This window comes from Ectobacillus soli (assembly GCF_042610425.1).
Taxonomy (GTDB): domain Bacteria; phylum Bacillota; class Bacilli; order Bacillales; family Bacillaceae_G; genus Ectobacillus.
The window spans coordinates 1,839,071-1,853,413 of record NZ_JBGJZM010000001.1; the positions used below are offsets into that span (position 1 = coordinate 1,839,071).

General features: G+C 38.0%; 11 protein-coding genes and 1 pseudogene. 3 read left to right on the top strand and 9 right to left on the bottom strand.

All coding sequences use genetic code 11. The features are described 5' to 3' along the window. Positions 1-52: 52 nt before the first annotated feature. Positions 53-550, top strand: coding sequence for a hypothetical protein (locus tag ACAN53_RS09420; protein ID WP_379969307.1), 498 nt, complete (start codon positions 53-55; stop codon positions 548-550). 82 nt (positions 551-632) lie between these two features. Here ACAN53_RS09420 and ACAN53_RS09425 read toward each other — a convergent pair. The 6 genes and pseudogenes from ACAN53_RS09425 to ACAN53_RS09450 form a co-directional block, all read right to left on the bottom strand. After that, positions 633-749: pseudogene (locus ACAN53_RS09425) on the bottom strand (pentapeptide repeat-containing protein); the annotation flags it as partial. Between the two features lie 422 nt (positions 750-1,171). After that, the gene (locus ACAN53_RS09430; protein ID WP_379969309.1) at positions 1,172-2,857 is read right to left on the bottom strand and encodes a long-chain-fatty-acid--CoA ligase; all 1,686 of its coding nucleotides are present in this window, start codon (positions 2,855-2,857) and stop codon (positions 1,172-1,174) included. Positions 2,858-2,971: 114 nt separating this feature from the next. Next, a complete protein-coding gene (locus ACAN53_RS09435) occupies positions 2,972-4,150 on the bottom strand; it encodes a lipid-transfer protein (RefSeq protein ID WP_379969310.1) in 1,179 nt (392 codons plus the stop codon). A 31-nt stretch (positions 4,151-4,181) separates the two neighbouring features. Then, the gene (locus ACAN53_RS09440; RefSeq protein ID WP_379969312.1) at positions 4,182-4,952 is read right to left on the bottom strand and encodes an SDR family NAD(P)-dependent oxidoreductase; all 771 of its coding nucleotides are present in this window, start codon (positions 4,950-4,952) and stop codon (positions 4,182-4,184) included. Positions 4,953-4,966: 14 nt separating this feature from the next. Continuing rightward, positions 4,967-6,163, bottom strand: coding sequence for a CaiB/BaiF CoA transferase family protein (locus tag ACAN53_RS09445; protein ID WP_379969314.1), 1,197 nt, complete (start codon positions 6,161-6,163; stop codon positions 4,967-4,969). 19 nt (positions 6,164-6,182) lie between these two features. Beyond that, positions 6,183-7,343 carry an acyl-CoA dehydrogenase family protein gene (locus ACAN53_RS09450; protein WP_379969316.1) on the bottom strand — a complete coding sequence of 387 codons (1,161 nt, stop codon included), beginning with the start codon at positions 7,341-7,343 and terminating at the stop codon, positions 6,183-6,185. A gap of 208 nt (positions 7,344-7,551) precedes the next feature. Between ACAN53_RS09450 and ACAN53_RS09455 the strand changes: the two genes are divergently transcribed. Beyond that, the gene (locus ACAN53_RS09455) at positions 7,552-9,636 is read left to right on the top strand and encodes a sigma 54-interacting transcriptional regulator (RefSeq protein WP_379969319.1); all 2,085 of its coding nucleotides are present in this window, start codon (positions 7,552-7,554) and stop codon (positions 9,634-9,636) included. Positions 9,637-9,732: 96 nt separating this feature from the next. Here the strand turns inward: ACAN53_RS09455 and ACAN53_RS09460 are convergent, their stop codons facing one another. Beyond that, a complete protein-coding gene (locus ACAN53_RS09460; RefSeq protein ID WP_379969321.1) occupies positions 9,733-10,476 on the bottom strand; it encodes a uracil-DNA glycosylase family protein in 744 nt (247 codons plus the stop codon). Positions 10,477-10,559: 83 nt separating this feature from the next. Beyond that, the gene (locus tag ACAN53_RS09465; protein ID WP_379969323.1) at positions 10,560-11,870 is read right to left on the bottom strand and encodes an MFS transporter; all 1,311 of its coding nucleotides are present in this window, start codon (positions 11,868-11,870) and stop codon (positions 10,560-10,562) included. Positions 11,871-12,185: 315 nt separating this feature from the next. Here ACAN53_RS09465 and ACAN53_RS09470 point away from each other — a divergent pair, with 315 nt between their 5' ends. Continuing rightward, positions 12,186-13,421: an ATP-binding protein gene (locus ACAN53_RS09470; RefSeq protein ID WP_379969325.1), complete on the top strand. Its 1,236-nt coding sequence runs from the start codon at positions 12,186-12,188 to the stop codon at positions 13,419-13,421. Positions 13,422-13,434: 13 nt separating this feature from the next. On the opposite strand, the gene ACAN53_RS09475 is transcribed toward ACAN53_RS09470, so the two are convergent. Further along, positions 13,435-14,241 carry a DUF1385 domain-containing protein gene (locus ACAN53_RS09475; protein ID WP_379969327.1) on the bottom strand — a complete coding sequence of 269 codons (807 nt, stop codon included), beginning with the start codon at positions 14,239-14,241 and terminating at the stop codon, positions 13,435-13,437. Between the last annotated feature and the right edge of the window lie 102 nt (positions 14,242-14,343).

The window sequence follows — 14,343 nt, forward strand, 5'->3', positions numbered from 1 at the left end:
GATGTTTTCATGCATGAGCAAGCGAAAGAAAACAACAAGGAGGTTCAATAGAATGAGGAAAAAGCTTCTCCTACCTTCTGCAATTGCAGGAGTGCTCATATTGGTTTTCGCCGTTACAATCGCGTTTAATCATTCGGCTTTCGCGAAAAATCAACAAACCAATACAAAAACAGCCGGAATGGAAAAGTATGCAGATCCCAAAAAGAAAAATGATACTAAGGCCGCAAGCAAAAGTCGCTTAAAGCAAATGAATATTGTAGGTGAAACAGCAACCGTTCTTAACGTTTTACCCATCACAATCATAGAAGAAATGCAAAAAGGAAAAACAATCGCACAAATCGCCAAAGATAAAGGTTTATCTGAACAAGAATTCACCCAAAAGTTATCCGACTTAGAAACAGAAATGGTGAATAACGCAGTAAGCAAAGGGACGATTACCCAAGAACACAAAGAGGCACTCGTTGCAGGAAAAACAGACAGACTGAAAAAAGCCCTTCAAACTAAAGGAGTCGACGTCAACGACCATGCTGCGATGGATATGGGGAATTAGTAGATAAATAGGTTTCATGATGGAATGGATAAACCGCCAAAATAGGGAATTTGTTTTGGCGGTTTATCTGTCTAATTTATTTATCTCTCCAATCATTACCGTTATAAGTAATTTGTGATACCTTTTGTCCTGCACCGAAGCATTCATATACAGCGCAGCCGTGAAGCCCTTTCGTTCTAAGATTTGTATGAATGCTACAGCTTGTAAGTATTGACAAGGACAAAATCTGCTGACTTTGCATGGATAAACGCCGTCATATGTTTACCCAAGCTTTTGTTCTTTCATCTATTTTCTTTACACACTCATCCTGACTTCTACAAAGAAAAGTAGCAATTATGATTGTTCAAATTTCTCAATAGTACAAGCGCTTACATTTTTATCACCGCCTACTTACTAGTAACGGCATATTTAGTCTTTTGTACAAAATTACACTCTACAATTATACGTACATATTGTTTGAATTGAAAACTAAAGAAATTATCTAATTGGAAATAATGCTCGTATATGGAGGATTTACTCTAGGAAAAAAACAAAAGGGTTCATCTTCTAATGAAGTGAACCCAAAAACAGATCGATTTGCTAGTCAAACTCCTCTACTATCTATTAATCTACAAAAAGGTCTTATACTTCCGACGATATTTCATCCTCATACTTCATGTATAGATTTTCGTACTTCTTCGCAATTTCTTTTTTATTAAATTTACCTACACTTGTTTTCGGAATCGCTTTCACAAAAAGAATCTGATCTGGAAGTTGCCATTTTGTAAAGCGTTCATATAGGAGAGTATCAAGCTCTTCTCTAGGAATCGTATAGTTGTCTTTTGTTACAACCAATGCTAGAGGTCGTTCCTGCCATTTTGCATGTGGAATTCCAACGACTACCGCCTCAAGTACCTCGTCGTGTCCCATTAACACATTTTCCATATCAATAGAAGAAATCCATTCCCCTCCGCTCTTAATGACATCCTTAATTCTATCTACAATTTTTACATATCCATTTTGATCGATGGTCCCTGCATCACCACTTCTCCAGTAACCATCTCGGAAACCGCTTTCAGTTTCTGGTGCTTTGTGGTAAGAACCTGTGATCCACGGACCTCGTAAGCATATTTCACCAACCGTTTTACCATCACGAGGTACTTCTTCGCCTGTTTCTGGATCACATAATTTGAACTCTACTCCTGTTACCGGCAACCCTTGTTTCCGTCTTAAATCCCATTTTTCTTCTTCTGTCAATTTATTTTTTAAAGTAGGACTCAGATGGTAGTTGAATGCCACCATTGGAGTAGTTTCTGTTGCACCGTATGCATGAATAATTTCTGCCCCTGTTAGTTCTTTGAACCCTTTCATCATGGAAATAGGTGGTTCTGTTGCACCTGATAAGAATCTTGCTCTGCTAAGATCAGGCTTTTTCTCAAGTGTTCGAATATAATGAAGCATCGGAAGGAAAATAGCAGGTGAACCAGCTGCAATCGTGACATTTTCGTTTATCATTATATCCACAAGAGGGGACGTATCTTCTGCTGTGAAGTTTCCGGGCAAGATTATCTTTGCCCCCACCATCGTAGCAATGTGAACAAGGCCCCATGATTGACTATGAAACATTGGAACAATCACGAGCAAACAATCATGGCTCGTAACTCCAAACCAAGCTGCTCCACCCATCGTATGAAGGTAGATATTGCGGTGCGAAAGATACACACCTTTAGGTCTACCGGTCGTTCCAGATGTATAGCATGCACTGTAAGCAGTTGTTTCTTCAATCATCGGCCAATCATATTCTGCACTTTCATCCTTGATTTGTTCCTCATAATGATAGAGAGGTGCTAATGACGTTTTTATTTCTGACATTGGCTTATCAGACATAACAATAAATCCTTTAACTGTTTTTAAATGAGGAGCGATTGCTTCAGCTACCGATAATACAGATTCGTCTACAAAAATGTATTTGGCTTCACTATGGTTTGTAATATAGGCTAAATCATCTGGCGAAATACGTAAATTCATTTGAAGAAGTGTTGCGCCGGTCCCAGGAATCGCAAAATATAATTCAAAATGTCGCTGAGAATTCCAATCTAATACCCCTATTTTATCTCCTGGTTCTACACCTAGCTGGTTTTCTAGAAAATTCGCAATCTTTGACATGCGTATAAAAGCATCTTTGTACGTATAACGATTAAGCTGTTTATTGCTCATATACAGAATCTCTTGATCTGGAAAGTTTCGTACAGCATGACGAATTAACGTAGTTGTATTCAATTGAAAATCATTCATTGAAGTCGATGGGCAGCCTTTTAATAGTCTCATCAAATTATTCCTCCCCTTATAATGATTCACTTCATGCATTGGATAGAATTGAAATACCGAAAGTTCATTCCCTCTATGCAAATCATCTTTTCCATAACAGAAGTGTATATTCTGTTAGTCTTTCTGATATAAAGTAACGACGCAAGCACCGCCAAGACCTAAGTTATGTTGGAGGCCAATCCTTGCTCCTTCTACTTGTCGATTACCTGCTTCCCCTCGCAAATGCCAAACAAGCTCTGTACACTGAGCCAAACCAGTTGCTCCAAGAGGATGCCCCTTAGACATTAATCCGCCGGATGGATTGACGACATATTTTCCACCATACGTATTATCTCGATCATTAATAAGCTTTTCGGCTTCGCCTTCACCACAAAGTCCTAACCCTTCGTAAGTGATGACCTCATTGGGCGTAAAACAATCATGTAGTTCCACTACATCTATATCCTGTGCACCTAAACCTGCTTTTTCATAAACCTGTTTAGCTGCACGAGCTGCCATATTACAGCCGACTAAATGCATATTATCCTCATAGCTATTCGGTGTATCTGTTGTCATTGCTTGGGCGATAATTTTCACTGTCTTATGAATATTGTGTTGTTTGGCAAACCGCTCACTACAGACGATGACAGCTGCTGCTCCGCATGTCGGTGGACATGCCATGAACCGTGTCAAACCCGGGTATACAACAGGGGCATTCATAACCTCATCTAATTGGATTTCTTGTGTAAACAAGGAGTACGGATTGTTTACGGCATGTTTCCTTGATTTCACAGCTACTTTCCCGTAAATATCAGGATTGGCCCCATATCTTTCAAGATATTCTATACCAGCAGCACCAAATACTTTTAATGCAAAAGGACCATTTGGTAATTCATGGTTTAATTGATCAAACCGATTGTGAATCCATTGGAAGGGTGATGTTCGATCAGTCCAATGTTCACCTAAGGCTCCCGGCTGCATTTCTTCAAATCCAAACGCTAGGACACAGTCACTTGCTCCGGATTCCACAGCTTGACGCGCCATGTATAAGGCAGTTGACCCTGATGAACAGTTATTATTTACATTAATAATTGGAATGCCTGTCATTCCTACTTGATATAACGCTGTTTGACCACATGTGCTATCTCCATAAACGTAGCTGGCATATGCTTGCTCGACGTCTGATAAAGCAATCCCAGCATCAGCTAGCGCCCCTGTAATTGCTTTTGATGCCATGACTTCATACGGCTCATTTCTTCCGGGTTTCTCAAATTTCACCATACTTACACCAATAACATTTGCTTGATTCGGCATATAGATAACCTCCTGTTTTTGTATACTGGATTTACCGTGGTGACATTCGAATACCGCCATCTAAACGAATGACTTCCCCATTTAAATATTCACTCTCGATGATAAACGTTGCTAGTTCCGCATATTCATATGGTTGTCCTAATCGTTTTGGAAATTCCACGCTTTCAGATAGTTTTTGAATAACCGCTTCGGACAACGTATCTGCCATTGGCGTCATAAACAAGCCTGGTGCAATCGTGTTCACACGAATCCCATATTCCGATAAATCACGTGCAACCGGCAACGTCATCCCCGCAACTCCTGCTTTACTTGCCCCATACGCAGCCTGCCCCATTTGTCCATCGAAGGCAGCCACAGAAGCCGTGTTAATGATGACCCCTCTTTCCCCAGAGTCTGTAAAAGTTTCATTATCTTTCATCTTATTAGCAGCCAACCTTAATACATTAAATGTTCCAACTAAATTAATCCCGACAACTTTATTGAAAGACTCTAGCGGTAATACCCCCTTTTTCCCAATTGTTTTCCCAGATGTTCCCACACCTGCACAGTTCACACAAATGTGAATACTGCCAAAGGCCTCGATAGCTTCGTTCATCCCTTGCTGCACAGATTCATCATCTGCTACATTCACAATTGCATAGTGAACATTCGTACCGATTTGATTCACTGCTTCCTTTGCTTTGGCTTCATCTAAATCAAAAATAACCACTTTAGCTCCCTTTTCTACTAGTCTAGTTACTGTTGCTAACCCTAATCCAGACGCTCCTCCTGTTACAACAGCTACCTTATCTTTTATATTCATACACGATCATCCTTTCAGCTCTTTACTTGTTTTCCAAAAATCCCTTTATCCGATAATGCCTCAATTCTTTTCTGGTCAAAACCAGCCTCTTTCAAAATGTTCTCTGAATGCTTTCCTGTTTGCACTCCTATAAAACGGTATTGTGCGGGCTGAGTCGAAAACTTTATCGGAAATGCCATTTGCTCTTGTGTACCACCCTGTAACTTTGGTACAGAAACAAGTAGCTCCCGTGCCTTTATTTGCGGATGATCTATCGTTTCTGAAAAATTCAAAACAGGCTCGACACAGCCGTCAAAATCATTGCCTAGAATCTGTAACCACTCGTCAAACGTTTTCTGCTTGAAGATATCAATCAGCTTTTCTTTAAAAATCCGCTGATCTTCAATACGCTGACTACTACTCAGTTTTACTAACTGTCCATCACCAACTAATTCACAGAGTCTTGCTTGAAATTGCGGTTCTAAGCTGCCAACGGAAAAATAACGTTGATCCTTCGTCTCATAATAATCGTAAAAGGTACCACCATTTAACAACATTGATTCAGGTTTTGGATCCACGCCTCCTACTAAATATCCGGAACCATAAAGGGCATTTAAAGAAAAAGTGACATCCGTAATGCTTACATCTATATACTGTCCTTCCCCCGTTTGTTCACGGTGATATGCTGCAGCTAATATACCAATTACTGCAGGCATAGATCCTCCCGCGATGTCAGCTACTTGTGTCCCTGCAGGAATAGGAGCTTGGTTTTTTCTGGATGAATAACTTGCAACACCTGCTATCGATAAGTAGTTAATATCATGTCCACCTCGATTCTGATATGGTCCTGTTTGTCCATAACCAGTAATGGAACAATAGATTATTTTGGGGTTAATCTCCTTCAGCTTTTCATAGCCAATTCCTAATCTGTCCATAGCCCCAGGCCGAAACTGTTCAATCACAATGTCATATTCCTGAACTAATTGGTATATAACATCCTTCGCTTCCTCTTGTTTCAAATCCAATGCTAAAGAACGTTTGGAGCGATTCAGATATCCAAATGCAGCTGATACCTCACCATCTAGCGGCGGAAGATGTTTCGTTAAATCCTCTCGATAGGGAGACTCCACTTTAATCACATCCGCACCCATATCTGCTAGCATCATGGTAGCAAAAGGACCTGGCAATAAAGTAGAAAAATCCAATATTTTTAATCCTGTTAAAATTCCCAACGTCCATCCTCCTAATCCCTTACTTTCTAAAAATATCCTTACTAATGATTTCTTTCATAATTTCGGACGTTCCGCCATAAATACGTTGTACCCTTGCATCTACATACGCTCGAGAAATTGGGTATTCCTCCATATAGCCATATCCACCAAATAGCTGCACACAGCCATCCACAATTCTACCTTGTGCTTCTGTAGTCGATAATTTTGCCATGCTTGCATCAGCAGTAGACAGTTGGTTTTTCTCCAACAATAGGAGACATTGATTTACATATGCTCGGTTAACTCTTGCTTCTGTTGTCATTTCGGCCATTTTATGCCGAATGACTTGCATCTTACTGAGAGGATTGCCGAATGCTTCTCGTTCATTCAGATACTTAATCGTTATCTCTAGTGCCCCTTCCATAGCACCGCACGCTCCAACAGCGAGAATCATCCTTTCACGTGGTAATTCATGCATCAATGTGATAAATCCATAATCAAGTTCTCCAAGTATTTGGCTAGAAGGTACGATTACATCATCAAAATATAATTCTGATGTGTCAGCTGAATGCAGACCGATTTTCTTTAAATTTTTACCCTTTGTTACACCTTTGCTATTGGCATCAACAATAAATAAAGTCGTTCCTTTGGAAGCTGGTACATGTTGATTCGTTCTGGCAATAACAATGACAAAATCAAAATGTTGTCCATTCGTGATAAACGTCTTCGAGCCATTGATGATATATTCACCTGTTGTCGCATTTTTCGTGGCTGCTGTTTTAATCCCCTGTAAGTCACTCCCAGCACCCGGCTCTGTCATAGCAATCGCACCAACGTATTCCCCGGTTACCATTCTTGGTAAATAATGAGCTTTTTGTTCTTCCGAACCCGAATGTAGAATATAGTGGGCTACAATATTAGAATGAACCGAGAGATTACTAGAAATGGCGTTGTATCCAAGTCTGCTGAATTCATCAACGATACTCGCTGCAAACTGTAAAGGAGCACCTAACCCTCCATATTTCTCAGGAAGATCAACACAAAGGAATCCTAAATCACCCAACTTTCTCCATAACTCTCTTGGCAGAATCCCGTCTGCCTCCCACTGGCAATACTGCTCTTCAATTTCCTTTTTTGCGAAGGCTTCAATCGACTTTTTGAATAATGCAATTTCTTCATCAATTGCTACTGATTGAGTCATCATATTCCCCCCATATTAAAAAACTATCTACACTTATATATCTTGCAATTTCCATGCCACTTTTTTTCTACTGAAACAATGCCTTTTCTTTGCAGATGTGTTAACGATCATTATCATAAATTTGTAAACTGTAAAATTTGTTTACAAATAAGTGTTAACGCTTACATTTATTGTTGATATAATGGAGATAATTAGGAGGTGATTTTATTTGTTAGTTTCAGAAGTCATGACAATGAATTTTGCTTGCTGCTCTCAAAATCATTCACTTCATGATGTGCTACCCATGTTTGCCCAAACCCATGCCAATATGCTTCCGATTGTTGATGACGAAAACAAATTAATTGGAGTTATTACTAAGAATACAATTTTTCAAATATTAACTACGAAACCATCTTTCGATACTACGATTCACGATTACTATAATCCAAACCCTATCTTTCTACGTCCGAACGATTCAATTGAAAATACCAGACAGTTGTTTTTAAAGCATAATATTGGACATGCCCCGGTTGTTAATGAAGAATTGATACCTATAGGAGTCATTTCCACCAAACAAATATTAAGTTCCTACAATATTGTCTTAAATCAAGTTGAATCTCAATTAGCATTGTTATTTAACAACTTGAACTTTGGTTTATTGTCCATTGATACAAGCTTCCGTATAACAGCAGCAAATTCCTTAGCATATCGACTATTAAATATAGAAGAAAACGAACGAAATGATTTTAAAGAAAATACGACGTTAAGAAGAATTACAGAATTAGTAGAAGATATTCTAATCAGTTTTTCCAAAGTTGCAAAAAAGCAGGTAATGTTGAACGAATTTAGCTTATATGTACATTGTTATCCACTGTACAACCATGAAGCGTTGGTGGGTGCAATGGTAATTATCGAAGATGTTACACAAATTGAACAGACAATTAATGAATTACAACTAACAAAAGAATGGGAGCAAAAACTAAGGTCTGTCATCGAATTCGCCTATGACGCTATTACTCTCGTTAATAAAAAAGCCGAGATTACGATGGTAAATAAGGGCTTCCGCGATCTATTTGGATTGGGTAGTAAAGATGTCTTACATCAATCTACAACCGAGTTATTCCCTGAACTCGAAATTGAAAATGTAATCAAGAATGGCATTAGCATTCATAACACACCACAAATTATCAGGGGACAACAATCTCTCATTTCTATTTTGCCTATAAAGGAAAATGGCGAAACGATCAGTGCCGTTTGTAAAGTAACATATCGTGGCTTACCCCATTTGCATGAAGCCTTAACAAAAGTGAAAAAGTTAGAAAAGCAGGTATCTGCCTATCAACATGAAATCAATGAAATAAAAGGAACCAAGTATACATTGTTTGATATTGCAGGAGAATCTAACGTCATACGAAAAGTAAAGCATGAAGCAACGCTAGCATCTAAAAGTATGTCCACCGTTTTGATTATTGGGGAAAGCGGGACGGGAAAGGAGTTATTTGCACAAGGTATCCATGCGGCTTCTGGACAAATGGGTCCCTTCGTCCAAGTAAATTGTGCGGCCATCCCTCCTGAACTGCTTGAATCTGAATTTTTCGGTTACACAGATGGTGCTTTTACAGGAGCGAAAAAAGGCGGAATGAAAGGGAAATTTGAGCTTGCACAAAATGGTACCATCTTTTTAGATGAAATCGGGGATATGTCCCTGCCCCTTCAAACAAAAATATTACGTGTCCTACAAGAAAAAGAATTTCAACCAATTGGCAGCTCGAAGACGATTCATTTAAATACGAAAATCATTGCCGCAACGAATCAAAATATTGAAAAATTAATTACTGAGGGGAAATTTAGAGAGGATTTATACTATCGGTTAAATATTATGCGGCTCAATATTCCCCCTTTACGAGAAAGAATAGAAGACTTACCCGATATTATTCATGAAATTATAAGTCGATTAAATCAAAGCGGCTTTTACATTAAAGGTGTCACCCACTCTGCTTTAACCAAACTTATGAAGCATACATGGCCTGGAAATGTAAGAGAATTGCATAATATTCTGGAAAGAGCAGCTAACTTAAAAACAAGTGATTACATTGATGCCGAAGATATTCCTACTTCCCACCATGTACCAGAAGAAAAAACCAACACGCAACAGACAACATCATCCTATAAAAATAGGATTCATTCGACTGAAAAAGATATGATCATTACAGCCCTAAAGGAAGCGAAAGGGAATAAAACAAAAGCAAGTCACTTACTCGGTATCAGTAGACCGTGGCTCTATGCAAAAATTAAGAAATATAATTTAGAATGAAACAGGTGTGGCTGACCTAAATTTGGGCAGCCACACCTGTTAGAAAGACAGTCACTTCTTCTCTAAGTCGGGTTGACTTTGTGCAAATCCCCGAAGTTAATCAAAATATGCCTGAATATTTTGTTTCATGTTCTCTTTGTTTTCCGCAAACTGCTTATGACGGTGACCGTTACCGCCAGACGGATGAGGAAAACCAAATAAAACAGCACTTGGGTTCATGTAATCGTTCTCTGCAAGAAAGGTTAACGCATTCGTTACGTTTACCCCTAACGGGATGATCAAAGCATCTTGTAGCTTTTTTAACTCACTTGTAAAATTTTCCATAACATATTTCTTTAGCAGCTCCGTTTTTAATAGATTAGGCACTGAGCCGTTATAATTTTTTCCGTTATAAAAAACGGGGTATGTGATAATGCTAGTAGTTTGAACAAGATGACTGGCCGTGTTAAACAACTCACTTGTAGAGGACAGTCCAAGGTATTGATGTAATTGCAGTTCATCTAACATCTTAATCAGATTTTTTCTCATTGGTCCTTCAAAGCTCGAATTTTTCTTCACTTGGTGCAGTATTTCTTCGTCTGTTACTTTGTTATCTCTCAAGTTTCGTACCGTTTCATACGACCTTTTCATTTGATGAAGTCCAGGAGTAATGCCAACAATAACAATTTTTGCTTGCTCATTTACATAGTCAAATGGAGCATAGTAGATTTCAAGTTTTTTCTTGTCATCTTTTTCAAGTAAAAACTGTGAGCTAAGCAGTGCTTCTTCCTCTATCGGTGAGGACAATGAAAATATTTTGCTTTTATATGTATCAAATTTCGAGTAGGATGTGATTGCCATAAGCTTTCCTCTATTCATTTGTTTATATTTAGAGCAGGATTCCTTATATAATCATTTTGGTTCGGTCATGCGCTGTCCTTTTCTCATCTACTAGTTTTTTGATTGTTTCGCGACCAAATGACAACTGGGATAAGTAATAAGGAAAGAATTCCTCCTATAAATGCGAGGATGTTATAACTAGAATGAGCTACGACCATTCCTGACAATGCTCCCGCTGCTGCCCCTGATAACGCGATAAGGACATCAACCGTTCCTTGCGTCTTTGCACGAGTAGAAGGGGTCGTTGCATCCACAATGAGCGCCGTTCCACTAATTAAGCCAAAATTCCATCCAAGCCCAAGTAAAGCAAGTGCGGTTATGAGGACGAGTAAGGAATCAGCTGATGCAAAAGCAGCTACTACACCAGCAGCAAGTAATGTAACGCCAGAAGCAATTGCGATGGCAGTTCGTCCAATTTTATCTACGAGTATACCCGTTATAAGAGAGGGAAGATACATTGCACCAATATGAATACCAATTACCATTCCTACCTCTTTCATACTATGTCCATGATGCACCATAAATACAGGCGTCATCGTCATAATGGAAACCATAACAATCTGAGTTAGGACCATGACTGTGGCTCCGACCACGATTCCTCGCTTATTTGTTTCTAATTCACTCGCTGTCTTTTCAGAAAGATTACTCCGGTCTCTTTTTTCTACCTCTGCGATTGCTTTCGCAACAACGAGAGGATCTGGACGAAGTAATACGAGAAGTACAATACCAGCAAGGGTATATGCGGTCGCAGCTAAAATAAACGGACCTGCAAGAGCGGGAACTCCGATTTGCGTGGCAAACTGCCCCATCACTTCAACCAAGTTTGGACCAGCAACTGCGCCGAATGTAGTAGAAACCATGGCGATGCTGATAGCGGTTGCCCGCTTCGATGGACTTGCTATATCCGTCCCTGCATAACGTGCTTGTAAATTGGTAGCTGTTCCAGCACCATATACTAATAGAGAAACAAAAAGAAGTACGATATTATTTGTTACTGCTGCCATAACAACTCCCATTGCGCCTATGCCACCAGCCAAGAAACCTACCCCAAGTCCTAAACGTCTTCCAAACTGTTGGGAGAGACGTCCAACGAGTAGAGCTGCAGCCGCGGAACCTAATGTAAATAACGCTGTTGGGACACCTGCAAAACTATCGGTACCTAACATGTTTTTAGCAAGAAGTCCGCCGACGGTAATACCTGCTGCAAGTCCTGCTCCTCCAAAAATTTGAGAAAGAACAACGATAATCATCGTACGCCGATATAGTTGCTGTTGCTTTTCTGGGGAATGAATATAACTCTGTAACCAAGCTGGTTGATTTTCTAAGGCTTTTGAATCATCAGTACTATTTGCCATTATGTAATCCGCCTTTCCTTATTTTACGATACAATCTAGAGACCTTTCCCCTTATGAATAGTTATAAATCACTATAACGAATGTTGCATTTGCCTGCAAATTTTTTGACTATTCCCCAATATTACACCTCTTAACTTTCACATAATTGGTAATGACAGAACATTCCCATTATGTATTAGATTCTCCTCTTTCTTCTAACAGTCCTATTGATCAGACTAATTCTCTCTACTATATTATATACCTTCCATTAATTCCTACATTCACTTATAATATAGTGTACTGTAAGTTGAAACCATTCACGAAAGGAGACCCACATTGATTGAGTCTTTACTTTTAAATTTTCTTTTTCTTCTTTTACCGGTTTTAATTTTTCTACTTTTCTTTGAAAACAGACCTCATTCTTATAACAAATATATTATTTCATTTCTTTCATCTATTACTATGCTTCTATGCATGTTATTTCCTATAAAATTATCCATTGGCTATCTCGTTGATTTACGTTATATTCCTTTTTTAATTATGGCCCTTTACGGAGGCTACAAATACTCGTTTCCACTCTTTATTACATTAAATGTCGTTCGGTTTATTATTGGTGGAAACGGATTTCTCAACTCTCTTGTTTTTTCTACCCTTACATTTATGTTAGTACCTTTACTAAGTAACCTATTTAAAAAACAAAACTATCAATATCGAATTCTAATGGCTGTAATGGTGTCTATTCTAACCGTTGTAAGCTATCTTGGTAGCCTTGTTTTCTTCATACCTGCAGTAAACAAGGAATACTGGGCGTTAGCTTACTTTACATTGACCATTTTCCTAATTAGCATGGTTATCATTATGATTTTAGTTGAGAAAATTATTGCAAATATGAAAAGACGCGAATCTCGTTTGAATACGGAACGATTGAATGTAATCAGTGAGCTATCAGCTAGCGTCTCACATGAAATTCGAAACCCTCTTACCGTTACGAGTGGATTTCTTCAACTTTTAAATCAATCAAAAACAATGACTAAGGAAGATAAGAGATATATTGAGTTTTCGTTGTTAGAATTAAAACGAGCGGAAAAAATTGTGAGTGATTTTTTAGCTTTCTCTAAACCTCAATCAGAAAACATGATTTATTCCAATTTAAAAGAAGAAACAGAGTATGTAAAAGACATTATTACCCCTTACGCAAACATGCATCAAGTTGACATACAATTTAGTTTTCATAACACTCATTCTTTTCGATATGATAAAAACCAAATACAGCAGTGCCTACTTAATTTATATAAAAACGCAATCGAAGCGATGAAAGAAACAGGCGGAACCCTTTCCATTGATGTTTCGGAACAAAAGAAAAACATTGTGATTACAATACGAGATACGGGGATTGGAATGTCACGAGAGGAAATGTTACGTTTAGGAAGACCTTATTATTCTACGAAAAAAGAAGGAACAGGTCTTGGTATGCTTATGGTGTATAGTACGATGAATAAAGTGAATGGCAAAATTGAAGTAGAGAGTGAAAAAGGAAAAGGAACTACTTTTCTTTTGACTATTCCTGTATAAGAAGTAGCTGCAACTATTTCTTATACTTTTTCTTTCTCTTTGCTCTTTTCTTCACTTTATTTTCAGCTTTTATCTCAAGCTCATAAAACTTTTTAAAAGATGCGATTGCAATTTCTACATGTTCTTTTTCAGGTGTATTTGTAAAAATATAATATTGCATGAATCTACCAAACATGAAAAGCGGTTTAAATACTACTTTAAGAACACCTTTTTCTATATAAGATAGTTCATATGCAATCATAAGAGAGGCTATAAATATGATTGGTGCTTGAAGTGGAAAGTTAAAAATATAAACGCATACTGATAAAAGTATAAAAATAATAATTCTAAAAGAAGTCTCATTTGTTCCACAAAAATAATGCGTTCTTTTTTGTTTTTGAACATTCTCCATCGTAAGCGGCAAGTCCTGATCAAAAGCATTGCATACCATATGTTCAGCTGCATGATATTGACCTGTTGAAGTGCTTCTCATTGAAAAAAATCCTAGTATAAAAGGTAACATTATAATAATCAAGTATGCTACATATCCCATATTAAAATCGAAAGTTCCTATTTTATTTGAGAAAACTAGTACTGGTAGGAGCAAAACAATTAATTTGAAGACTGTTTTCATTTTTGAATCTTCATCTTCTACAGCATCCCAAATCGCTCTTATACATGGAATTTTATACATAAAGTCTGATACTCCAAAGATATCAACATCCTCAAGCTCATCTATATCATATTTTATTTTTCCTTTACTATTCCTGTAAGTAAATACCGAAACATATTCACCTGAGAATTCAATTCCTTTTTTAGAGGACAAGCCTTCATAATCCATATTTATCACCTATACCCAAAGACATAACTATAATTCTATCATGTTATATACAATTGTTAACCCCTATTTAACTTTCCATTAAACCATATTTTTAAAGTCTTG

Coding starts and splice junctions, on each gene's coding strand:
- ACAN53_RS09420 (WP_379969307.1), top strand. CDS start 53: ATGAGGAAAAAGCTTCTCCTACCTTCTGCAATTGCAGGAGTGCTCATA.
- ACAN53_RS09430 (WP_379969309.1), bottom strand. CDS start 2,857: ATGAGACTATTAAAAGGCTGCCCATCGACTTCAATGAATGATTTTCAA.
- ACAN53_RS09435 (WP_379969310.1), bottom strand. CDS start 4,150: ATGCCGAATCAAGCAAATGTTATTGGTGTAAGTATGGTGAAATTTGAG.
- ACAN53_RS09440 (WP_379969312.1), bottom strand. CDS start 4,952: ATGAATATAAAAGATAAGGTAGCTGTTGTAACAGGAGGAGCGTCTGGA.
- ACAN53_RS09450 (WP_379969316.1), bottom strand. CDS start 7,343: ATGACTCAATCAGTAGCAATTGATGAAGAAATTGCATTATTCAAAAAG.
- ACAN53_RS09460 (WP_379969321.1), bottom strand. CDS start 10,476: ATGGCAATCACATCCTACTCGAAATTTGATACATATAAAAGCAAAATA.
- ACAN53_RS09465 (WP_379969323.1), bottom strand. CDS start 11,870: ATGGCAAATAGTACTGATGATTCAAAAGCCTTAGAAAATCAACCAGCT.
- ACAN53_RS09475 (WP_379969327.1), bottom strand. CDS start 14,241: ATGGATTATGAAGGCTTGTCCTCTAAAAAAGGAATTGAATTCTCAGGT.